Source organism: Sphingobacterium lactis (assembly GCF_011046555.1).
GTDB lineage: Bacteria > Bacteroidota > Bacteroidia > Sphingobacteriales > Sphingobacteriaceae > Sphingobacterium > Sphingobacterium lactis.
Genome location: NZ_CP049246.1, coordinates 2334669 through 2356730, shown reverse-complemented (window position 1 = coordinate 2356730; position 22062 = coordinate 2334669). Strand labels below are relative to the sequence as shown.

The window sequence follows — 22062 nt, the reverse complement described above, 5'->3', positions numbered from 1 at the left end:
ATATCAAAATTACTTCACCGATCCCAAACTCAATAATTTAATCAATCAACTCTCACCTCCAAGGAGCAAGCATCGTCCTGAATTAAAGAGATAAAAGGACACACTGTCTCAAATCTCACATCTCACATCTCATCTCTAAAAGGGATGTCTCCACGGCGCTCTATATTCTCTTTTTAACAGTGCAGTGGCTTCTTTATCATCCACACAGATTCTTTTCTCGGGATCATAGTAGATCGGTCGTTGCAATTGCATGGAAATATTTGCCAGAATACAGCTGGCAGAGGAAATATGACCTTCCAAAATATCGGCTACAGGTAAGGTGTCGGTATCTATCGCTTCCAAGAGATTCAACAGGTGGCGTCGAGATGCTGGAGCTGCATGCAATTCAATCCTTGGTTCTTTCAGATCTTCGGGGTATTTTTCTTTTTCATATAGGACCTCTTTGATAATTTTCTCTCCTTTGGTGGGAATAAATTCATATTTCATCACACTTCCCTTAAGTGTTCCTTTATCACCATAGAGGATAAATGCCCAAGGGTATTCCGGATCGGTAGGTGTCCCCCAGGTACGATGCGTCCAAACACAGTTGAGCTCATCATATTCAAATATGGCAGTCTGGGTGTCCGCGATATTGGACTTTCCCTCCTTTTGCACATAGATGCCACCTGTGGCCTCTACTTTCTTCGGCCATTTCAATCCCAGCATCCACCGGACCGTATCGAACATATGAACGCACATATCCCCAGTAATGCCATTTCCGTATTCCATAAAGGACCGCCACCATCCACCGTGCGGAAGACCATCATAAGGTCGTAATGGAGCAGGACCTGTCCATAATTCATAATCAAGGAATGCAGGCACCTCTTGCAACGGTGGATTTGCACTGCTCTTCATGTGGTAGTAACAGCACATTTCTACGTGGGATATTTTTCCCAGAAGCCCCTTATCGACAATATTTTTCTTGGCGTCCTGCATATGGGGCGTGCTTCGGCGTTGCGTTCCGACTTGGATTTTCCTGTTATGTTTTCTAGCTGCGGCAACCACGGCCTCCCCTTCTAGCACATCCACACTGACAGGCTTCTGCAGATAAACATGTGCTCCTGCTTCGACTGCTGCAATGGCCATAAGTGCATGCCAATGGTCGGGCGTACCGATAAGTACCAGGTCAAGGGTATTTTCTTTCAATAAATCTCGATAATCCTTATATTTTTTTGGTTCCTTTTTCGATTTCTGTTTACCGGCAATTAGCGCTGCTGCTTCATGGAGATGTCGCTCATCCACATCACAAATGGCAACCACTTCCACATCGGCAACTTGCAATAAACGGAATAAATCGCCCTTCCCATACCATCCACAGCCGATCAGACCGACCCGTTTGTTTGCGAAATGAGCAAAAGAATGAACAGGGTTACCCAATGCGGCAAGTGAAAGCAACGAGGCAGAACCTGCAAGAAATTGTCGGCGATTGAAGCTTAAATTTTTCATGGTATTCGGTAAGGTTAGGTTTATTCCCCTTAAGATAGGATTTTATAGGCAATAATAGGGCTATTTTATCCAAATTTTCATAGGTGTCAAATTCCAGTAACCATCCGGAAACTACAGTATAGCTACAAATGGAAAAATCTCGGATTCAAGAGATTCGCTGATTTCTTACATTTACTTTCAATAATCACACAACTTTATGCATACAATACTCCCATTCATTTTGGTTATGGTACTTGTCATAGTAATCCTGACTATTTGGGCTAATAAACTGAAAATAGCCTACCCCATTCTTTTAGTCCTTGCGGGTTTAGCAATTAGTTTTATCCCCGGATTGCCTTTGATTAAAATAGACCCTGACCTCATATTTTTTATTTTCTTACCTCCATTGCTCTTTGAAGCAGCATGGTCCGTTTCTTTTAAGGAAATGAGGAAATGGTGGCGTATCATTGGAAGTTTTGCATTCTTGGTCGTGTTTTTCACCGCTTTGTTGGTTGCTCTATTCACCAATCAAATTATTCCAGGATTCAGCATTGCCCTCGGTTTTGTATTGGGAGGAATTGTATCACCTCCTGACGCTGTCAGCACCGGTGCTATTATCAAGTTTGTAAAGGTCCCAAAATCAACTGCTGCTATACTGGAGGGGGAAAGTTTATTGAACGATGCCAGCTCGTTGATTATTTTCCGTTTTGCACTTGTTGCTGTAGGCACCGGTCAGTTCGTAATCCAAGAGGCCGCTGTAGATTTTCTCTGGATGTTGTTCGGTGGGGTAAGCATTGGTCTTTTGGTCGGATTCATATTTATCTGGATTCACAAACATCTTTCCACTGATGCTCCTTCAGATATTGCCCTGACCTTGGTAGAACCATATTTTATGTATTGGATCGCTGAACAATTCCATTGTTCAGGCGTATTGGCGGTAGTAACGGGTGGCCTATTTATGTCAGCGCGTCGATTGAAGTATCTATCCAGCAGCAGCCGGATAAAAGGGTACAGTGTATGGGAAAGTTTTGTCTTTCTACTGAATGGTGCGGTATTTTTGATCATAGGCTTGGACCTTCCGGAAATCGTTTCTGGCATTCGCGCCCACGGGACACCATTAAAAGTGGCAATTGGCTATGGTGTACTGGTTACTGCCATTCTGATCATTGCCCGTATTATCTCAGCCTATGCAGGTATGTTTGCTACCATTATTTTCAGGCGACAGATTGCTCACCAGGCACAATTTAGAAAAAGAAGGTGGTTCCTTCCAATTATATTGGGGTGGACTGGGATGCGTGGCGTGGTCTCTTTGGCTGCAGCATTGGCCATCCCCCTTACCCTACCAAATGGAGAAGCTTTCCCACATCGGAACCTCATCCTGTTTATAACCTTTGTAGCAATCTTGCTCACGTTGGTTATTCAGGGACTTACCTTGCCCTATATCATCCGTAGGGTAAAGCCGTTCCAAGGGTTGGAAGATCAAGAAGAAATAGAACGGAACACTAGACAAAAGATGAAAGTAGGCCTGCGAAACCATGTGTATAATTTTGTGAAAGAAAAATATGCCGAGGAATATAAAGGTCATGCAGGAATGGAAAAAATACTTAAACATTGGGAAGACCAATCCAAAGTCCAAGATAGCAGTTGGATGGATGAGACCAGCCGAAAGATACTGCTGGAAATCTTTGAGGAACAAAGGCAATACTTATCCCTCTTAAATAAGGAAGAAGAATACGATGAAGACATCATCCGCCAACAAATCCAGCAGATTGACCTTGAAGAGGAACGTTTAAAATACGTTTAATGTACTGGAATAGATTTTCTGACAACAAAATCTGCTCAAAAACGTTTTTTAAAGAAAATAGGACATATATGCCAACATTAGAACAACGTGTAGAGGACTTAAACCGGAAATTTGGTTTCCGTGAGAATCCCGAAGATTTCAATTTTGAATTGAACCCAGAACGTATCGCCTATAAAAATGAAGCGCTGCGCAAAAAGGATAGAAATTTATATGCTGGATACCTTGCTGACAATTATCCAAAGCAGATGGAAAAAGAGCTGCAGGATTTTGATACGCGAGCAAATAAAATACGCTACATTAGCAAGGATGAAGCCGAACAGCTATTTGAGCAGAATAAAATCAACCTGTTAAAGAGTGATTTACATTTCCGCGATGCTGATGCGATATTTCAATTGAAAAAGGTGGATCCTAGTGATCTGAATTGGCATCTTGAAGGCCATGAAACAGACTTGCTCAATGGAAATTCGCGTCCATATGAAGCTGTCGATGGGAAGGAGGGTATTTGGATTGAGGGATAGGTTCCGTCCAAAGACCGTCATTCCCTACCCTACAGAAAAGATTGCGCCAGCCAAGTTATCAAATTTGCTGGCGCATTTATTTTATACCATTTTTCCTTTTACCACCAATCCCTTGACTTCAGAAACCCTGGATACAGCTTCTGCGGAACAACTGGCATCCACAAGGACAAAATCTGCCTGGTTCCCTACTTTAGGCCACTGTTGCCGCCCTTTATTATCAACTGGAAGAACATCAACATTGGCTAATGCCAATGCTCGTGAAAGGTCAAATTCCGTGGAATAACCATATAATTGGGCAGCAAGGTTGGCTTTCTGCAATACACTTCCTGAACCAAATGTATTCCAATGGTCCACAATGCTATCATTACCTGTCATGACTCGAACGCCATTTTTCAGTAGCGTAGGTATCGGCATAACCAGGTTTCCGAAAGGTACGGTGGAAACAATGCCGATTTTTGCATTCGCTAATTTCGCTGATATCTCCTCCTGTTTAGGTTTATCGAGTCTTCCAAGGACAAAACAATGACTTAAGTAAGTACGGTCCTTTAAACTTGGATTCTCATTTACTTTCTTGATCAAGTATTCTACCGTGAGCAAGCCAGATTCGCCTCCTTCATGCAAATGGATATCTATTCCCTTATCGTGATCCAGGGCCAATTGGACGGTAAAATCAATGGTCTTTTCGATTGCGCCATCAATGGTATAAGGGTCAACTCCACCAATAAAATCAATATCTAGCTGCGCCGCTTCCTTCAAGTAAGGCACAGTATCGGTATAGAATACACCATGCTGTGGAAAAGCGACCAATTCCGCGGAAAAACCATCTTTCTTATTCTCCAATGCACGCTGCAAGTTTTTCAGGGAGTCCAATTTGGAGGTTGGTTCAATGTTTACATGTGATCGAGCAAATGATGAACCTTTCGACTGCAACAATTCGATCAGCTTTTCAGCTTTCTCTGTAGAATTTTTCAATAAATCGGGCATCATCTGTTGTTCTAAAGCTATCATGCCCTTAACACCACCACTGCGGCGGCGTGTAGCTTTCCATTGATCCCCATAGAAGGTTTTATCCAAGTGGATATGCATATCCTTAAAGGAAGGCAACATCAAATATCCCTTGGCATCAATGGCATCTGAAGCATTTGTATTAGGTTCTATTTTGGCGATTAACCCATTTTCCACAGTAATGAGGAAAAGATCGGTTTTTGTGCCGATAACCTCCTCCCCGTCATATTCAAAACCGGTTTCCAGTCGTACATTTTTATATTGCTGCTTACCGCTACTATTCATTTTCTCCATGGCCTGTGTTTTTTGGAAAAGGGTGCCCCCCATTCCAATACCTGCTAACCCCAAAACAGAGTTCTTAATAAAATTCTTACGTGAAATATCGTTTTGCATAGTAGTTTCTGTTGATTAACCAAAGATAGGTCATCTCCCTTAGGAAGGCGAATTGTAAAAACAGCAGCGTGTCAAAATCAGGAATTACTGCTCTTTAATCGGGCTTTCTTATATTGCTCCCGAAACTTAACTTTCTCAAGCTCGCGTTCGACCATCAGTTTTGCAAGGATCAATGCGGAGGATTGATCTTTGTCCTGACTGGCCAATGCTTGTTTTATCTTTTCTTCAGATACGTCAATGCGGTATAGAATACCCATGAGCCTCCGTAAATCATGATTGATTAATTCTTCCACATAATCTACGATCTGCTTAAAGCGTTGCTCATCGGAGAACTGATCATCGCCAGTATATAATTGCAATTTATCTGCTAATAGGGTTAAAACATGAGGCGACTCCATGATAACTTGATTTTTAAGGTGTTAAGCGTAATCAAATCTACTCAATTTTTCACCGACAGCAGGCATAATTCCTGAATATTTCATTTCCATATGGACTTCATTTGTAATAGAAATCTCAAATTCCATTTTAAAATTCGTGTTTCTCGAAAGGTTTACCCATTTTAAATCCATAATTGTTTAGATGAAGATAAATATGCTGAGCACAATCATAAAAGAAGGAACAAAAGTTGCCCATCAAAAGGTGGAGGCTGTTATTGTTAGAAAAATAAAAGCCATTCAGACTGAAGCGGATTATGTAACCTTATTGAAAGGTTTCTATGCCTATTTTAAAGCGGTTGAAGACAATACGAATCCTTTCATTGACCAAACAGTCCTACCCGATAAAGACAATCGTCGAAATTCATCATATATTTTAAACGACATTATCACTTTAGGAGGCAATATTGAGCAATTCCCACAAGCGCATGCGCCAAAGGTTACCAATACATTAGAGGCACTAAGCTCACTGTATGTCCTGGAAGGATCCATCATGGGTGGCCCCTATATTGTTCAGCTACTACAGAAAAATGGCATCAGCAAAGGCTTCTCCTTTTTCGAAGGCTATGGCGAAGCCAGTGCTGCTATGTGGAATGGATTTACAACGGTCCTCAACGCACAAGGTGCTGAAGAAACAGATCATAACCAGGCAGTTGCTGTTGCGAACGATACATTCTATCAATTTGGTGAAGTTTTCAACTAACAATTCACCAATTTCCCAATAGCCATTTACATAAATAAATGGCTATTTTTGTTTAAAATAACGACCATGAAAGATCCAAATAGCCGCGCAAACATTAAAGCTGGGCAACTTGTAAATATCATATTGAAGAAAGATCAACGTACTGGAGAGCTCACGGAAGGTATCGTGAAAAACATTTTGACTTCTGCTCCTTACCATTCCCGTGGAATCAAGGTTCGGCTTGACGACGGCCAGATCGGCCGAGTTGCCGAAATCATAGATGAAGACTAATCGTCCTCTGGGAGGATTTCCAGCAAATACCCTATTCTTAACAACATTATGACAATGAAATTCGATTAACCTTATTTTATTGGCTATGTTTGCCTCTTTTTGGCACAAAAGCAAGGATTTCTGGCTGATTTCCTGCATGCTGTGCCTGTAAAAGTCAGGAAACTATGATTGCAAACATTGAGGATAAGGAAATAAAAGACATCTATAAAACCTCCATCATACAACAAACCGCATATTGGTCGGAAGTAAAAAAATTACAGGGAGTCCAAACGGAGGCCTTCAACTTCCGTGTAAAATCCACCGATTTGTTTGCTGATGGAAAGGAAGAAACCTATATCATCGGGGATCTTCTGATTATCCTTCAATACCTGGATACTGATCATTGTATAGCCTATGTTCCTTATGGCCCGGAAATAGAGCCTGACTCGGAAAACCAAGGCTATTTTCTGGAGCAACTCTCCGAGAGCTTACGCCATTTTCTTCCTAAAAGCTGCATCATGATCCGCTACGACCTTTCCTGGGAATCCCAATGGGCCAAAGAAGATGATTGTTATGATATCCATGGCAATTGGATTGGGGTACCTGAAAAAAGAATTCAGGAATTACGCTTGAATTACAGCACGGAAAACTGGAATTTAAGAAAGGCAAACACCGATATTCTCCCCTCGAATACCATTTTCATGGACCTCCTGCTGGACGAGAACTACTTGCTCGCCAACATGAAATCCAAGACCCGCTACAACATCAATTTATCGATGCGCAAGGGGGTGCAAATCCGCTCCTTGGGCATTGAACACCTGGACATCTGGTATGAACTCTATCGACAGACTGCACAAAGAAATAACTTCTTCCTGCATGACATCAATTATTTCCGCATCGTACTGAGCGCGCGAGCAAATGATACGCAGTCTCCAGCCCAAGTCTATCTTTTGGTTGCAGAGGTGGAAGAGAAACCTTTGGCAGCTATGTTTCTTGTTGTATCCGGAAACCGAGGGACCTATTTATATGGAGCTTCTGCAACAGAAAATAGAAATTACATGGCTACCTATGCCTTACAATGGCGCGCCATGCAGGTAGCCAAAGAGAAGGGATGTACGGAATATGACTTTTTTGGCATTGCGCCGCAAGCGGATGAATCGCACCCGATGTATGGGCTGTACCGGTTCAAGTCGGGTTTCGGCGGAAAGATATACCACCGCATGGGCTGCTGGGATTACCCATTAAATAAAGAAAAATACAACTATTATGCGTCCATGGAGTTCAAAAATCAGGGGTATCACCTCAGCTAAAAAATAAGCATAAAAAAGGCTGACCTCAACGGGTCAGCCTATTCTTAAACATGGATTATCCTCAGAAATACAGGAATCTATTTTCTCGTTCATTTCTTCGCTTCTTATACCCTTTCTGCATCTCGAGGATTTGCTTCAGCACACTGAGCGTGAAACTCAGGTATTTCGCTCCTTCAAGTAACTTTGCAGGAAATTTAACGGGGGCTGTACCCAAGGTTTCCAGAACCCGTACGAGCACGTCAATTATTCTGTTCATTTTAATTATATTTTAGCTGTGAAAACTTGTGGCCTTTTAATGTGATTGACCACTTCAATTATACCATGTGGAGATTCCGCAACCTCCAATAAGCGTGGATAAACCCGAAGGTATGTCCGTCTCGAATCGAATACGTAGAAATCATTATCCTTAATGCTAAATCGCGCGCCCAATAGTGGGCACCCTTTCGTGTCTTTATGGGAATTACCGATGTGAAAAAATATCCCCAAGAATCCTGGAACCTGATGAATTTCAACCATACCTTCGTGAACTTTTCCGAATCGGGACCTATAATTTGCCGCCATCTTCGAAGTTTTGTTTACACGAAGTGGATACACACCCTCTGGAATACAAGTTCTTCCGTAAACCTTCTGCTGACGGATCCTATCCTCCAAAGCATAACACATAAATTCGTCAGCTATAAATAGCTTTGATAATGTTGTATTTATCTGCTCTTCAATGCGAATCAGCGTGACCATAATTTTCGAATTAAAAGAAGAGGAGTGCTATCGCACTCCCCTATGCTTGCTTGATTAAGTGAGTTGCACTTTCAGGTATTGACTTGGTGAAGTCAATCTTGTCTTGGGATCAAAACGGAATAACCACACATGAATCGTCCCTTCCGTTTCCAGAAGTGGGTCGGTAAACTTCACTTCCGTAACATTAGCTTTTTGTTTGTCCAGCATCAGGAATTGACGGTTTTTATCATACAAACGCATACCATATACCTCTGATCGTTTTTCTTCATCCGTAGCATCTGCCCGATTCTTCCAGGAAAGGATAATGGTTTTATCTGCTGCCACTTCCGCCTTAAGGTCAATCAGTTCATGAAGTGGTCCATCGCTCAGTGCCACTTTTGACTCATCAACGTTATATTTCGGATACTCCCCAAAAATCGCATTCGCCAAAAGATTTCGAACCGCTACATTAACTGCAGTCATCCTTTTTTGTGCGAAATCCATAAAGCCGATGTTGAGGAACTGCCGAATAGGTTTGCAGAATGCTGAGGCCATCTTAAATTTGGTAGCTTGAGCCAATTGAGCCTCTGAAGGGGCATATCTCTTCCTACGTGTTGGCATCGATCGGATGTAATCGATGGATCTCCATCTGCTGCCTACAATATTGCCTACCTTTCCGTAGAAAGCTCCTAGAGGACTTTTCGTAATTCTTGCCATTTTTTCTATTTTTTTTAAAGTTTAACCAATGCCTGCATGCCGGCTGTTTTTGATATCGAGAGCTAAAATAGAACGGCACCAATCGAGGAGGAAAAAATGAAATGAGTAGGAACAATATGAAACAGGTTCAGTCTAATTGACACGATAAGCTGAAAATATATTCCCGGCAGAAATAAAGCAAAAGTTTATCACTATATTTATTTCACTTAAATTAATTGCCAATGGATATCCAGATATCTGCCAACTTTAAAAAACAAGTCCGCAGGACACTCCTATCCATTGTAATCTTCATCGTCGTTTACATCTTGCTTTTCTTATCTTCAATAGCATTGGTGGCACTGAGCATCTACGCCGGGGTTGCAGTGATGAAGATGAAATTTGGGCTTATGACGCTTGCAATTGGGTTGGCCTTGATTGGAACCAGCCTCACCGTGCTATATTTTATGATCAAGTTTATTTTCGCTAAGAAAAGTGAAGATTTCTCCGATCAAATCGAGGTGACAGAAAGTGATCAACCCGAACTCTTTGAACTTATCCGTAGTATTGCCACCGAAGTCGGCACCCAATTTCCAAAACATGTCTACCTTACCCCGTTTGTGAATGCATCCGTTTTCTATGATTCTACTTTTTGGAGCATGATCTTTCCGACCCGGAAAAATCTGCAGATCGGGATAGGGCTTATTAATTCGCTTACACAACAGGAATTAAAAGCTATACTAGCCCATGAATTTGGACACTTTGCCCAACGTAGCATGAAAGTTGGCAGCTATGTATATATTGTCAATAAAGTATTATTCAACCTGTTGTACAACGACATGACATTAGAAAAAATGCAGAACAGGATTGGTTCCACATCCTGGCTGTTATCATTTGCCATGACTCTTTCAGGAATTTTTATTGATGGGATTCAATCGATTTTAAGGAGATTATACAATTTCATCAATATCAATTACATGTCCCTATCCCGGGAGATGGAATTCCATGCCGATGCTATTGCAACCCATGTTGCCGGTTCCGAAGCCATGCGGAACGGTCTTTTGCGCTTATCTTTTGCAGATTATGCATTTCAAGAAACTATTCGCTATTACCAACAAATCAGCGACCAGAATATTGTCCCTCAAAACTTTTTTGCCGCACATGCTGCTACCCTAATTTTGCTGAGTGAAAGGCACAACCTCAATCTTGTCCATAATTTCCCACAACTCACATTGGCCAATAAAACTCGGTTTGACAAATCAAAGTTGATCATTGAGGATTTATGGGCATCACATCCGACGGAAGAAGCACGCACTTCGGCAATCGATGCATTGAATATCCATGTAGACCAGGTGTCTAACAATCCGGCTAATGACCTATTGCGGTTGGACGAAAACCTGGCAAATCGTGTCTTCCAGATATTGTTCGCCGAATCACAATATCAGGGTCCCACCTATCAACAAGAGGTAACCGACTTTGTCACTGCCTATAAACAGGAATTTGAACGCTATCAAATTCCAAAAATCTATAATGAATTTTACAACTACCATCAACCCTATATTTCCAAATTCACGGCTGACGCTTTTCAGGGGGAATTATTGCCTTTGGATGTATTATTCAGCGATGAGCATGTAAATCTCACTTTTGAAATACAAGCGCTTACCCAAGACAAATATTATCTGGAAGCTGTTTATCGAGGTGAGATCAAATTAAGACGTTTTGATTACGATGGCGTTCGATATAAAAATAAACAGGTCAACAAGGTAGTCCAGCAAATTAATGCCGAACTGAAAGAAAAAAGGGCGTACCTTGAAGATCTAAATCGTAAAATATTCCAGACTTTCTATCAGATGGCAAAAACAACGGGTAAAGAATTCCTACTTCGGGAAGCCTATAATGTATTTGCCATGTATGAAGAAGAATTCGAAAAGCGAATGAAATTTTATTATGCCCTCAAGGAGGATACGCAATTTATTTTCCAGCAAACCGAATTCCCATTGATTATCAGCAACCTCCAAAAACTAAAACCGTCAATTCAAAAACTCAAGGTGGAATTAAAAGATTTTCTTGAAATAAAAGCCTACCGCGATAGCCTAACTACAGAATCATTTGATGATTTGACTAACTTTCTAGCGAACGAAAATGAAATTTTTGCAGGGAATACTTACAATGATGAAGCCATTACCCAACTTTTTATTGGAATTGGAGAATATTGGAATGCACTTAACATCACGCATGTGGACAGTAAGGTACATCTCTTAAGACTTCAGGAGGAAATCTATGACGAGTTTAAAAGCGCTAAAAAAGTGAATTAATTGTGCATAATTAGCATTAAAAACAAGGTCCCACGTACACCTTCCTCATTCCTCAGAAAAGGCGCTGTTATGTAATTATTCGTAACTTTGTGTTATGATGGATTATCGTCAAGATGAACAGCCAATTCAAGTTCCGCGATTTACAGAATCCGCAGGATTCTACACGAGTAAAAAGCGGAGGAAGATCATGTCAAAAATTCGGGCAAAAAACACAAAGCCGGAGGTTCGTCTGCGGAGAGCACTTTGGGCCAAGAATATCCGGTACCGTCTCCATCAAACAGATTTGCCCGGTAAACCGGACATTGTCATCAAAAAATATAAACTCGCTATTTTTGTGGATGGTGAATTCTGGCATGGCTATGACTGGGCAGCGCAGAAAGATAGAATCCACAGCAATCGCCGATTCTGGATCCCTAAAATCGAACGCAACATGCAAGTCGATCGTTGGAGTAATCTTGCCTTGCGGGAGCTGGGCTATACCGTATTCAGATTTTGGTCCAAAGATATCCTAAATAACCTCGCACAGGTCACTAATCAAATTGAGCTTTTCCTGGAAACCCGCCGTCTATATGCTTAATAAATTTTAGCGAATTATACCGCTCCTATATTATTTACAGTCAATTTTTTATTCCAATTTCCCCAATAAAAACCTTCGTAAAATCGGACTTAAATCCTTATCTTTATTGAAGGGCGTTTTAGCAATTCTTGCTTATTTTTAGCGCCCTGAAACGACATTATAAACGATAAATTCCGATTACAATCTTATGAAGGAATCTGCAGGTAAAAAACTCAGAGCAGCTATTGAGGCTGAAAATCCATTACAAATAGTTGGCGCCATCAATGCCAATCACGCACTATTAGCAGAACAATCCGGTTTTAAAGCCACTTATCTATCTGGAGGCGGAGTTGCCGCGGGGTCCTTGGGCATCCCTGATCTAGGCATTACCAACCTTCAGGATGTCCTCATCGATGTGGAGCGCATAACCAATGTCTGCTCCTTACCCCTGCTTGTGGATATTGATACGGGCTTTGGCCCGTCGGCATTCAATATTTCAAGGACGATTAAATCCCTGGAAAAAGCGGGTGCTGCGGGTATACATATGGAAGATCAGGTAGGCGCGAAACGATGTGGCCACCGACCGGGCAAGGAACTGGTGAGCACGGAAGAAATGGTGGACCGCATTAAGGCAGCCGTCGATGCCCGTGCAGACCGCGATTTTGTCATTGGAGCCCGAACGGACGCCATTGCTTCCGAAGGAGTAGATAAAGCTTTAGAACGTGCCGTTGCCTATCAAATCGCTGGCGCAGATTTCATCTTTGCCGAGGCCGTTCGTGATATCAACGATTACACCAGATTCGCAGAAGCTACGGGCTTACCAATATTAGCCAACATCACCGAATTTGGCCAGACAAAGATCTATACGGTAGAGGAACTTAAGGAAGCGCGCGTTTCTATTGTACTCTATCCATTGTCGGCCTTCCGTGCGGCCAATAAGGCGGCCTTAATTGTCTATCAGCATATTCGCCAGGATGGGTCCCAAGCGCAGGTTTTGGATACCATGCAAACGCGCGAAGAACTCTACCAGAGCATAGACTACTACCGCTATGAGAACCATCTTGACCAATTATTCAAAAACAAATAATATGAGCGAAACGAATGAATCAGGATTCAAACCTAAGAAAAGCGTAGCCCTATCTGGCGTACCTGCTGGCAATACCAGTTTGTGTACTGTAGGGAAAAGTGGAAATGATCTTCATTACCGAGGATATGATATTTTAGATCTGGCCGAGAAGGCAAGTTTCGAAGAAGTGGCCTATCTCTTGATCCATGAAAAATTGCCGACTGCCAGTGAACTGGAAACCTATAAAAAGAAGCTGATCGCAGACCGTGGGCTGCCAACTTCCTTGGAAGAAGTATTGAAATTAATCCCTAAAACAGCACATCCCATGGATGTCCTCAGGACTTCGGTATCATTTTTCGGAACGATTGAACCTGAGCCACTAGAGCATGAAGTCGAAAACACCCGGAATATTATTGATCGGTTGATGGCGAGCATGGGCTCCGTCCTACTTTATTGGTATCACTATTCCCACCATAATAAAACAATTCAAGTAAAAACCGATGATCCAACCCTCGGTGGCCATTTCTTGCACCTTTTGCATGAAAAAGAACCAAGTGCATCTTGGGTCCATGCGATGCAGGTTTCATTGAATCTATACGCTGAGCATGAGTTTAATGCTTCAACCTTTACCTCACGGGTTATTGCAGGCACAGGATCAGATGTATACGCCAGCATTGCGGGTGCCATCGGTGCGCTGCGCGGGCCAAAGCATGGCGGTGCAAATGAAGTAGCTTTTGAAATTCAACAACGCTATAAAGATGCGGATGAAGCCGAAGCTGATATCAAGAAGCGATTGGCAAACAAGGAAGTGATCATCGGATTTGGCCATCCGGTCTACACGATTGCAGACCCAAGAAACCAGGTGATCAAGAAAATTGCAAAGAAACTCTCGGAAGAAGCTGGCGATATGCGTCTCTACGATATTGCCGAACGGATTGAAACGGTAATGTGGAATGAGAAAAAAATGTTCCCGAATCTAGACTGGTTCTCCGCCGTTGCCTACCATTTAATGGGCATCCCTACCGATATGTTTACCCCATTATTCGTTATGTCACGTATCTCTGGGTGGGGAGCACATATTATTGAGCAACGTCAGGATGGAAAAATCATCCGGCCCAGCGCAAACTACACAGGCCCAGAGAATCGCGAATTTATTCCTATAGAAAAAAGATCTTAATTACACATAAATTTTAAAATGTCATCACATATTTCAAACAACAGACCCAACCCGGATCAAGTATTAGTCGATATTGCAGATTACGTCCTAGATTATAAAATCAACAGCGACTTAGCCATACAGACTGCACATTATTGTTTTCTTGATACATTAGGTTGTGGTTTTGAAGCTTTAACCTACCCTGCTTGCACTAAATTATTAGGCCCCATCGTTCCTGGAACAGTCGTTCCCAATGGAGCCAAAGTTCCCGGAACTCCATATCAGTTGGATCCGATCCAAGCTGCATTTAATATCGGGGCGATGGTCCGTTGGTTAGATTTCAACGATACATGGCTAGCTGCAGAATGGGGACACCCATCAGACAACCTAGGCGGAATCCTTGCTGTTGCCGATTGGATATCCAGAAACCGCGTCGCTGAGGGTAAGGAACCCCTGATTATGCAAGAGGTATTGGAAGCCATGGTTATGGCGCACGAAATCCAAGGTGTATTGGCCTTAGAGAATTCCTTCAACAAAGTAGGTTTGGATCATGTGATCTTGGTGAAGGTGGCTTCGACTGCTGTTGTTGGAAAGTTATTGGGATTAACCAAGGATGAGCTTATCAATGCGATTTCCTTAGCGTTTGTCGATGGTCAATCGTTACGGACCTATCGACATGCGCCAAATACCGGCAGCCGTAAATCATGGGCAGCCGGCGATGCCACATCACGTGCGGTTCGGTTAGCCTTGATAGCTCAAAAGGGTGAAATGGGGTACCCGTCCGTACTGACAGCACCTGTATGGGGATTCTATGATGTTTCCTTCAAAGGGAATGCCTTTAAATTCCAAAGACCTTACGGTACTTACGTCATGGAGAATGTGCTTTTCAAAATCTCATTCCCTGCTGAATTCCACTCGCAAACAGCCGTGGAGGCTGCCATGACGCTGCATGATCAGTTGAAAAGCATGGGTAAATCCGCTGAAGATATCAAATCAATCCAGATCCGGACCCATGAAGCAGCCATCCGCATAATCGATAAAAAAGGGCCTTTACACAACCCTGCAGACCGTGATCATGCCATCCAATATATGGTTGCCGTTCCTTTGATCTTCGGAAGATTAACAGCAGCCGATTACGAGGACAGTGTGGCCGCAGACCCACGCATTGATGCCCTACGTGAGAAAATCACCTGTCATGAGGATCCACAATTTACGGCAGATTACCATGATCCAGAAAAACGGTCCATTGCGAATGCCCTAACCCTGGAACTCAACGACGGAACCATACTCAATGAAGTGGTGGTTGAATACCCAATTGGACATAAGCGCAGACGCGATGAAGGCATCCCTAAACTGATTGAAAAATACAAGATCAATCTGGCGCGCGTATTTGCCGATAAACAACAGAAAACAATTCTGGCAAATACCTTGGAGCTCGACACTATCCGCAGTCTCCCTGTACAGGAATTGGTCGATATGATGGTATAATTTAATCATTATCCAAAAAAAAGCCCCTGATCCACAAGATTCAGGGGCTTTTCAATATTTAAGATTCGGCCAACGGCCAATTTGATTCAAAACAATCATAAAAAGTATATTGCTGATCCTTCAGTTCCCGCAAGTAATCAGGCACCTCCCATTCATCACCGTATTGACTGAATTTATCACATAGGGCAACAAATTCCTGTAGGCCAATTCCATCGATATAACTGATTACCCCACCAGTATGTGCCGGATATCCGATCCCCAACACCGAACCAATATCTCCATCGATGGGTTGCTCGAGCACACCTTCCTCAAGGCATCGGAAACTATCGAGCGCCACGACGGCCAATAGCCGTTCCTGAATATCCTTATCAGCGATTTGCACATCCAATATTTCCAATTCCGGATCCGTCCAATACGTCTTTGTCCCCCCTTCGGGATAATCGTAAAAACCCTTTCCTGCTTTCCTGCCCAATCGCCCTTCTTCAATCAATTCCTGCAGGTAATTGTACACCCTTTTTTGGCTATGGTTCATTTCTGGAAGCTGTTCATACACATGGACCATTAGTGGCAATGAAATCTCATCCAAAACAGCTAAAGGACCCACTGCGAATCCAGCATGTCGTGCACTGGTTTCAATCCGCTCCATCGAAATACCTTCCAAGAGCATGGTGATACCCTCGAGCAGGTAATTGAAAAATATACGAGAGGTGAAAAATGCAGGCCCATCATTCACCACGATAGGTGTCTTCTGCAGCTTACCCACAAAACTTAATGCTTTCTGTAAGGTCTCTTGCGAAGTACTCTTACCTTTAATCACTTCAACCAGAGCCATGCGATCCACGGGTGAGAAAAAGTGTAGACCAATAAACCGACTGGCATCATCAAATTGTTTCGCCAAACCAGAAATGGGCAATGAGGTCGTATTGGAGGCAAAGACACCGTTCATCTTAAGAAAATCCTGACTCTCCTTCACTACTGACGCCTTTAAGGATTTATCCTCAAACACCGCCTCAACAATAATATCTGAGCCATCCAGATCTTCCACCTGTTCGGTTGCCAGGATCCGTTCGAGCAGTTTCGGCTTATCCTCCTGTTTCATTTTCCCGAGTTGAATCAATTTCGAACTTACCCGCTCGGAATAGCTCTTCCCACGTTCCGCGCTTGCCAAATCTACATCCTTCAGCACCACATTCATGCCTGCACGAGCAGCCTCATAGGCGATTCCACCTCCCATCATACCCGCCCCGATAACTGCTACTTTCTTAACTTCAAAAGGCGTCTCGGACTCTTCGACAAGTTGTTTAGCGGCAGCAATACCGTAATGAAAGGTCCGAATTCGTGCAATGGTCTCTTTTGCCGTCAATAGGCTATAATAGGAAAGTTGTTCCTGATGGATGAAGGCTTCACCGAAGATATGTGTAGCATTGTAAAGTACACTCAGTAGAAAATCATGATAAAGGGAATTCTTTGGCAGATTCTCGAGCACTTCTTCCATACCCTTAGCTTGGATAACTTGGTGCAATCGTGAACCCTGCGGTCTTGCTTTCTTGGTTTCCCGCTCCAACCATGTTGGCATCTCTTCCCAACTTTGCAGATGATCACCGATGACCCCTATCTGGGCAAGCTCCGATACAGGATAGAGCTTTCCGGTCCGCAAAAGATCCACCGCCTTCTCCAATTTCACAATATGCAATAAGTTAAAGACCACTGCTTGCCCAGGCAGTACACCTACCTGAATATTTGGAAATCCAAATTTGGCTTTATTGCCCACGGCAACACGATTGCCGAACAGCAATAGCAGGGATGCGATAAATCCTGTGGCTGGCTGATCATAAAAGACAGAAGTCACCTTCTCCACCTTTAGAATTTTAGCGATTAACTTTTCAATATCCTGAAGCAGTTTTAAAAAGGAAACATCCTTCCTTGCTTGCAGCATTTGCTTTAGATCGCCGTCAATAAAGGCTCCTTCGACAATTAAGAAAAGAGATTTGCACGCAGAATCTGCCAGGGATTGTCCTATTTTCTGTAAAATAGTCTTTAATTCCTTAAGTGTAATTTCCTTAGGCTGTTTATCGGGGTTGATTAGGCGTAGTTCAAAAACACCCTGCTCCATTTTATGTATCGAAATCAATTCTGTTTTCATGCCGCTGATTGCTTGATTATCCATAAACTTAACAAATTAACCCCTGTTATAGTCCACCCCATCGATAAATATTTTCGATAAGATTTCCAACATGATCTCTGATGTACCACCGATGATATTTCCAACGCGTACGTCCCGATAAAGGCGTGCAATCTTGTAATCTTCGGTAAAGCCATAGCCACCAAAAAATTGAAGGCATGTGTTCACGACTTTAATTGCAAGTTCACTTGCTTGCAATTTGGCAATGGAACACTCCTTAACAGCATATTTACCTTCATTTTGCAAGGCGCAGCAATGGTACACATACGCTTTAACCGTTTCTACCTCCGCCATAATTTGTGACATGCGATGACGGATTACTTGAATATCTTTCAGCTGTTTATCAAATGCTGAACGTTCCTTAATATAAGCTAGAGTATATTGAATAGCTGACTCAGCTGTTGCCACACTATGGATCGCTGCTGTCAACCGTTCCAATTGCAAGCCACCCATCAAATAGCGAAATCCCTGCCCCTCCTCACCGATCAGGTGAGAAACCGGTACCCGAACCTCATTGAAACCTAACTCTGCGGTATCCGAAGCATGCCAGCCCATTTTTTCAATTTTATTGGCCGTCACTCCTGCTGCATGTCGATCGATAAGCAATAAGCTGATTCCCCTAGCCCCTAATTCCGGACGCGTTTTGACTGCCGTAACGAAAAAATCACCATAGTAACCATTCGTAATAAATGTCTTTGATCCATTCACTATGAAATAATCGCCATCTCGAATGGCCGTTGTTTTAATCCGCTGAACATCGGATCCAGCACCCGGCTCGGTAATAGCAACAGCACTCACCAAATCCCCGGCGATAACTTTCGACAAATATTTTTCCTTCAATTCTTCACTACCATATTTCAAAAGATATGGTGCCGACATGTATTGGATAACCAAAGCAGAAATGGTAAATCCACCGGAATAACATTGGGATAGTTCCTCACAGAAAATGAGGGAATAAAAGAAGTCTAAGTCTAAACCACCATATTGTTCGGGATAGATGAGACCGAGGTACCCCATGTCTCCCATTTTTTTCCAAATGTCCCGATCGATCTCATTCTTTTTCTCCCATTCATCAACAAATGGGGTTATTTCTTTCTGTACAAACGATTTTAAGCTCTCCCGGAAAGCGTGGTGCTCCGGGGTAAATTGTGTTAATTGCATATAAGTTTATTGGTTATTTTCGCGCTGCTCTTCAAATCCACCCGCCATTCAACGAATACTAAGTAAGAACTACTACGTGGGCAGATGCGCATACCCACCAATGGCTAAAATAGTGATTTAAACACTTTAAAACCAACAATTTGACTATAGAAAATAAAATTTGAACAAGAAAAACAAAGTCGATAATCAAATACTTAAATCGCTAATAATTATTCAAAAACAAACCGATTTTTTAATGAAATTTCAAATGAAATTGGCAGGTATCCCTTTTGCACTATCGGCTATCTTCAAGGTTAAAAACAAAGCGGATTTTCCGCGATGGGAAATCCGCTTTTCTTGGTAACAATTAAAAACGCAAATATGAACTTGTACTTTCCGACTACGAATTAAAGTATTCAGCTTTTACATTTTCATATTTCTCATCAAAAATTTCTTCCGGGCAATTGATGAGTTGGCGAAGTGCAAACAATTGATAAAAACTAGGATCATCGAGGATATTTAAGAATAGGAAGACCTCTTTTAAGATCAAGCGTTCTTTCTCATCCGAACGGGAAGACATCACTTCCAATAGCGTCATCTTAATTTCGTTCAAACTCAAGTGGTAATGATTCAAGCCGCCCTTCAAACTCCAAAATCCTTGATCAATAATGTCTTTGTACTTTATTTGGTCGAAGAGTTGGATCAGGTTGGTCTGTTGCTCCAAGGTCAATGTAGACAAATTGCTGGAGGTGGTAAAACAACTGGTTAACATGTCCTGTAATTTTCTATCAAGGCCTTGCCCTTCTAGCGTGTTATGGGTTATTTCCATTTTAAAAATATATGATTACGATTATATCAGACTGTATTTCCTATCAAAACTGCAGATGCTACGTGTATCGCAATAAATAGAAATAAAATTGTCCTTGCTTTCCCAGCATAAATGAAAGGCACATTTTCCTGAATGGAAATAATGTAAGCCACACCTTTTCGTGAAAAGGCGCAATTATGCCAGAAAAAATCCAAAAGCTGAACTGCATACTGTAGGTTAATATTATGCGCGTCTAGCTCAATCACCCAATGGAATTACCGGTACAAAAATAACATATTTTAAATTAATATAATATTAAAACATAAAATTTATTATTTTTTAATATTTAACGCTTTCAATCCACCAATAATAACTTAAATATTGACTTAAATATCTTGAAAAAGAAAAAAAGCTATCCAAAATTCGGATAGCTTTTCATGTTGTTTTTCTATAAGTAGTTTTAATATGATGAATTATTTTAAATTGTTATGACATTAACTTGCTCAAAGTTAAAGAAATAAGCAGGAACCCTCAAAAGGAATAACGGGAAATGCATTTTTATGTCGACAAATTTCTACGTCACTCAAAACACTGATTCCTTCGCTTTTGCCCATGTATGGTTATGAAACTATCTAGCAACATTATCTCCCACCTCATCCGCATTTTTCTTTTGTAATTTATTTTGCAAATTGTGGTATGATTACGTTGCTTCCATTTGAAACCTCAGATTACACCCAATTGATAGCGTGGGTGGGAAGCGAACGACTATTGTTCCAGTTTGCTGGCCAAAGGTTCCAATTCCCATTAACATGCCACCAACTAGCAGCACACCTCCAAGATCCCAACAGGTATGTGTTCAAAGTATTCTGCAAGGAAAGAAACCGAGTAGTGGGGCATGCAGAAATTTCTGATTGTGGTTCAGGAAAAGGAGTAATCTGCAGGATGTTGATTGGCGAAGAAAATCTGCGCAACTTGGGTTATGGACGTATGACCTTACAGGCACTCATCGAATTTGCTCGCAAGCAACTACACATGGATCAATTATTCCTCAATGTATACCATTGGAATAAAGCTGCCATCTCTTGTTATCAACAAGTTGGATTCCAGATCATCCCCTTTAAAAAACGGTATATCCTGTTTAACGAAGAACGCTGGGAAGTACTTCGCATGCAGTATATCGGCTAATCCCATACCTATTGGGTAACACCTTATCCATTTAATTGCTGAATTACCTAGTGTTTTGGAAAACAATATTTTGTATATTTAATACAGACAATTGAAATTCGGGAATATGGCAGCATTCAATGACAATTTTTCTAAGCAGGCATCGATATATGCTCAGTTTAGACCATCCTACCCTCATGAATTGTACGACTACTTACAGAGTCTCAGTCCCGCTCAGGCATTAGCTTGGGACTGTGGCACGGGCAATGGCCAATCGGCCATTCACTTGGCAGATTACTTTGACCATGTTCATGCTTCGGATCCGAGTGAAGCACAAATCGAGAATGCTTTTGAGCATGAGCGGGTCAGTTATCATGTAGAAACCGCAGAAAAACCTTCTTTATCGGATAATTCTGTGGATTTAATAACGGTAGCCCAAGCAATCCATTGGTTCCAAATCGATCAATTTTATGAAGTGGCAAAACGTGTAATGAAGAAAAATGGAATCATCGCGATCTGGGCGTATGCCACTCCAACCATCAATCCGGAGATTGATCGAATTCTTCTTGATTTCCATGATCGGATTGTGGGACCATACTGGCCAGAAGAAATTAACCTGTTGCGCCAAGGGTATATGACGATTCCTTTTCCGTTCCGCGAGATCGAACCACCGGAATTTTATATCCGAAAAAGCTTCAAATTGCAAGACCTCTTGGGTCACTTACTTACCTGGTCAGCAACACAGCGTTTCATCCAGCAGGAACAGGTCAATCCTATCGGAAAGCTACAGGATCAATTGATGCCGTTATGGGCAGATCCCCAGAAAACGAAACAGGTCACCTGGAAGATTATGATGCGCGTTGGTAAGTTACCAAGCTAATAAAATATTGATATGTAAAA

Annotated in this window: 21 protein-coding genes; 12 read left to right on the top strand and 9 right to left on the bottom strand. The window is 42.0% G+C overall.

The features are described from left to right. Positions 1-135 precede the first annotated feature (135 nt). Positions 136-1485, bottom strand: a complete 1350-nt coding sequence (locus G6N79_RS10345; RefSeq protein ID WP_103907250.1) for a Gfo/Idh/MocA family protein — start codon at positions 1483-1485, stop codon at positions 136-138. A gap of 226 nt (positions 1486-1711) precedes the next feature. On the opposite strand from G6N79_RS10345, the gene G6N79_RS10340 reads away from it, so the two are divergent. Both G6N79_RS10340 and G6N79_RS10335 read left to right on the top strand, forming a co-directional pair. Continuing rightward, positions 1712-3268 carry a Na+/H+ antiporter gene (locus G6N79_RS10340; protein WP_234993243.1) on the top strand — a complete coding sequence of 519 codons (1557 nt, stop codon included), beginning with the start codon at positions 1712-1714 and terminating at the stop codon, positions 3266-3268. A gap of 68 nt (positions 3269-3336) precedes the next feature. Further along, entirely contained in the window at positions 3337-3786 is a 450-nt protein-coding gene (locus G6N79_RS10335; RefSeq protein WP_103907248.1) for a hypothetical protein, read from the top strand. 81 nt (positions 3787-3867) lie between these two features. Here the strand turns inward: G6N79_RS10335 and G6N79_RS10330 are convergent, their stop codons facing one another. After that, a complete protein-coding gene (locus G6N79_RS10330) occupies positions 3868-5085 on the bottom strand; it encodes an amidohydrolase (RefSeq protein WP_234993242.1) in 1218 nt (405 codons plus the stop codon). Between the two features lie 176 nt (positions 5086-5261). After that, a complete protein-coding gene (locus tag G6N79_RS10325) occupies positions 5262-5582 on the bottom strand; it encodes a hypothetical protein (protein ID WP_103907246.1) in 321 nt (106 codons plus the stop codon). A 181-nt stretch (positions 5583-5763) separates the two neighbouring features. On the opposite strand from G6N79_RS10325, the gene G6N79_RS10320 reads away from it, so the two are divergent. The 3 genes from G6N79_RS10320 (at position 5764) to G6N79_RS10310 (ending at position 7880) form a co-directional block, all read left to right on the top strand. Then, positions 5764-6321: a biliverdin-producing heme oxygenase gene (locus G6N79_RS10320; RefSeq protein ID WP_234993241.1), complete on the top strand. Its 558-nt coding sequence runs from the start codon at positions 5764-5766 to the stop codon at positions 6319-6321. 66 nt (positions 6322-6387) lie between these two features. Next, positions 6388-6591, top strand: coding sequence for a YwbE family protein (locus tag G6N79_RS10315; protein WP_103907245.1), 204 nt, complete (start codon positions 6388-6390; stop codon positions 6589-6591). Between the two features lie 164 nt (positions 6592-6755). Next, on the top strand, positions 6756-7880 hold the full coding sequence (locus G6N79_RS10310) for a lipid II:glycine glycyltransferase FemX (RefSeq protein WP_103907244.1): 1125 nt from the start codon (positions 6756-6758) through the stop codon (positions 7878-7880). 61 nt (positions 7881-7941) lie between these two features. Here G6N79_RS10310 and G6N79_RS10305 read toward each other — a convergent pair whose 3' ends face one another. From G6N79_RS10305 to G6N79_RS10295, 3 genes are read right to left on the bottom strand one after another with little or no spacing between them, the layout of a single operon-like run. After that, positions 7942-8136, bottom strand: a complete 195-nt coding sequence (locus G6N79_RS10305; protein ID WP_103907243.1) for a hypothetical protein — start codon at positions 8134-8136, stop codon at positions 7942-7944. Between the two features lie 5 nt (positions 8137-8141). Beyond that, positions 8142-8615, bottom strand: a complete 474-nt coding sequence (locus tag G6N79_RS10300) for a DUF5675 family protein (protein ID WP_200818826.1) — start codon at positions 8613-8615, stop codon at positions 8142-8144. A 54-nt stretch (positions 8616-8669) separates the two neighbouring features. After that, entirely contained in the window at positions 8670-9311 is a 642-nt protein-coding gene (locus G6N79_RS10295; protein ID WP_103907242.1) for a DUF6266 family protein, read from the bottom strand. A gap of 221 nt (positions 9312-9532) precedes the next feature. On the opposite strand from G6N79_RS10295, the gene G6N79_RS10290 reads away from it, so the two are divergent. From G6N79_RS10290 to G6N79_RS10270, 5 genes are all read left to right on the top strand, one after another. Then, the gene (locus G6N79_RS10290) at positions 9533-11602 is read left to right on the top strand and encodes a M48 family metallopeptidase (RefSeq protein ID WP_103907241.1); all 2070 of its coding nucleotides are present in this window, start codon (positions 9533-9535) and stop codon (positions 11600-11602) included. A gap of 94 nt (positions 11603-11696) precedes the next feature. Continuing rightward, on the top strand, positions 11697-12179 hold the full coding sequence (locus G6N79_RS10285) for a very short patch repair endonuclease (RefSeq protein WP_200818825.1): 483 nt from the start codon (positions 11697-11699) through the stop codon (positions 12177-12179). 187 nt (positions 12180-12366) lie between these two features. Next, complete coding sequence (gene prpB / locus G6N79_RS10280; RefSeq protein WP_103907240.1) at positions 12367-13245, top strand: methylisocitrate lyase; 879 nt, start codon at positions 12367-12369, stop codon at positions 13243-13245. Between the two features lies 1 nt (position 13246). Continuing rightward, complete coding sequence (prpC, locus tag G6N79_RS10275; protein WP_103907239.1) at positions 13247-14401, top strand: bifunctional 2-methylcitrate synthase/citrate synthase; 1155 nt, start codon at positions 13247-13249, stop codon at positions 14399-14401. Positions 14402-14419: 18 nt separating this feature from the next. Continuing rightward, positions 14420-15868, top strand: coding sequence for a bifunctional 2-methylcitrate dehydratase/aconitate hydratase (locus G6N79_RS10270; RefSeq protein WP_103907238.1), 1449 nt, complete (start codon positions 14420-14422; stop codon positions 15866-15868). Between the two features lie 58 nt (positions 15869-15926). Here G6N79_RS10270 and G6N79_RS10265 read toward each other — a convergent pair whose 3' ends face one another. The 3 genes from G6N79_RS10265 to G6N79_RS10255 form a co-directional block, all read right to left on the bottom strand. Further along, complete coding sequence (locus G6N79_RS10265; protein ID WP_103907237.1) at positions 15927-18035, bottom strand: 3-hydroxyacyl-CoA dehydrogenase NAD-binding domain-containing protein; 2109 nt, start codon at positions 18033-18035, stop codon at positions 15927-15929. A 12-nt stretch (positions 18036-18047) separates the two neighbouring features. After that, positions 18048-19211 (bottom strand): acyl-CoA dehydrogenase family protein, encoded by a 1164-nt coding sequence (locus G6N79_RS10260; RefSeq protein ID WP_103907236.1) that lies wholly within the window; start codon positions 19209-19211, stop codon positions 18048-18050. A gap of 379 nt (positions 19212-19590) precedes the next feature. Next, complete coding sequence (locus G6N79_RS10255) at positions 19591-19962, bottom strand: hypothetical protein (RefSeq protein ID WP_146060651.1); 372 nt, start codon at positions 19960-19962, stop codon at positions 19591-19593. Positions 19963-20694: 732 nt separating this feature from the next. Between G6N79_RS10255 and G6N79_RS10250 the strand changes: the two genes are divergently transcribed. Beyond that, positions 20695-21183, top strand: a complete 489-nt coding sequence (locus tag G6N79_RS10250; protein WP_103907233.1) for a GNAT family N-acetyltransferase — start codon at positions 20695-20697, stop codon at positions 21181-21183. A gap of 106 nt (positions 21184-21289) precedes the next feature. Further along, entirely contained in the window at positions 21290-22042 is a 753-nt protein-coding gene (locus G6N79_RS10245; protein ID WP_103907232.1) for a class I SAM-dependent methyltransferase, read from the top strand. The last annotated feature ends 20 nt before the right edge of the window (positions 22043-22062 follow it).

Excerpts from the sequence above, each read along its gene's own strand:
- G6N79_RS10315 (WP_103907245.1), top strand. The coding sequence starts at position 6,388 with ATGAAAGATCCAAATAGCCGCGCAAACATTAAAGCTGGGCAACTTGTA.
- G6N79_RS10290 (WP_103907241.1), top strand. The coding sequence starts at position 9,533 with ATGGATATCCAGATATCTGCCAACTTTAAAAAACAAGTCCGCAGGACA.
- G6N79_RS10340 (WP_234993243.1), top strand. The coding sequence starts at position 1,712 with ATGGTACTTGTCATAGTAATCCTGACTATTTGGGCTAATAAACTGAAA.
- G6N79_RS10325 (WP_103907246.1), bottom strand. The coding sequence starts at position 5,582 with ATGGAGTCGCCTCATGTTTTAACCCTATTAGCAGATAAATTGCAATTA.
- G6N79_RS10255 (WP_146060651.1), bottom strand. The coding sequence starts at position 19,962 with ATGTTAACCAGTTGTTTTACCACCTCCAGCAATTTGTCTACATTGACC.
- G6N79_RS10270 (WP_103907238.1), top strand. The coding sequence starts at position 14,420 with ATGTCATCACATATTTCAAACAACAGACCCAACCCGGATCAAGTATTA.
- prpB (WP_103907240.1), top strand. The coding sequence starts at position 12,367 with ATGAAGGAATCTGCAGGTAAAAAACTCAGAGCAGCTATTGAGGCTGAA.
- G6N79_RS10335 (WP_103907248.1), top strand. The coding sequence starts at position 3,337 with ATGCCAACATTAGAACAACGTGTAGAGGACTTAAACCGGAAATTTGGT.
- G6N79_RS10265 (WP_103907237.1), bottom strand. The coding sequence starts at position 18,035 with ATGGATAATCAAGCAATCAGCGGCATGAAAACAGAATTGATTTCGATA.
- G6N79_RS10285 (WP_200818825.1), top strand. The coding sequence starts at position 11,697 with ATGATGGATTATCGTCAAGATGAACAGCCAATTCAAGTTCCGCGATTT.
- G6N79_RS10245 (WP_103907232.1), top strand. The coding sequence starts at position 21,290 with ATGGCAGCATTCAATGACAATTTTTCTAAGCAGGCATCGATATATGCT.
- G6N79_RS10330 (WP_234993242.1), bottom strand. The coding sequence starts at position 5,085 with ATGGAGAAAATGAATAGTAGCGGTAAGCAGCAATATAAAAATGTACGA.
- G6N79_RS10295 (WP_103907242.1), bottom strand. The coding sequence starts at position 9,311 with ATGGCAAGAATTACGAAAAGTCCTCTAGGAGCTTTCTACGGAAAGGTA.
- G6N79_RS10250 (WP_103907233.1), top strand. The coding sequence starts at position 20,695 with ATGATTACGTTGCTTCCATTTGAAACCTCAGATTACACCCAATTGATA.
- G6N79_RS10320 (WP_234993241.1), top strand. The coding sequence starts at position 5,764 with ATGAAGATAAATATGCTGAGCACAATCATAAAAGAAGGAACAAAAGTT.
- G6N79_RS10305 (WP_103907243.1), bottom strand. The coding sequence starts at position 8,136 with ATGAACAGAATAATTGACGTGCTCGTACGGGTTCTGGAAACCTTGGGT.
- G6N79_RS10345 (WP_103907250.1), bottom strand. The coding sequence starts at position 1,485 with ATGAAAAATTTAAGCTTCAATCGCCGACAATTTCTTGCAGGTTCTGCC.
- G6N79_RS10300 (WP_200818826.1), bottom strand. The coding sequence starts at position 8,615 with ATGGTCACGCTGATTCGCATTGAAGAGCAGATAAATACAACATTATCA.
- G6N79_RS10260 (WP_103907236.1), bottom strand. The coding sequence starts at position 19,211 with ATGCAATTAACACAATTTACCCCGGAGCACCACGCTTTCCGGGAGAGC.
- prpC (WP_103907239.1), top strand. The coding sequence starts at position 13,247 with ATGAGCGAAACGAATGAATCAGGATTCAAACCTAAGAAAAGCGTAGCC.
- G6N79_RS10310 (WP_103907244.1), top strand. The coding sequence starts at position 6,756 with ATGATTGCAAACATTGAGGATAAGGAAATAAAAGACATCTATAAAACC.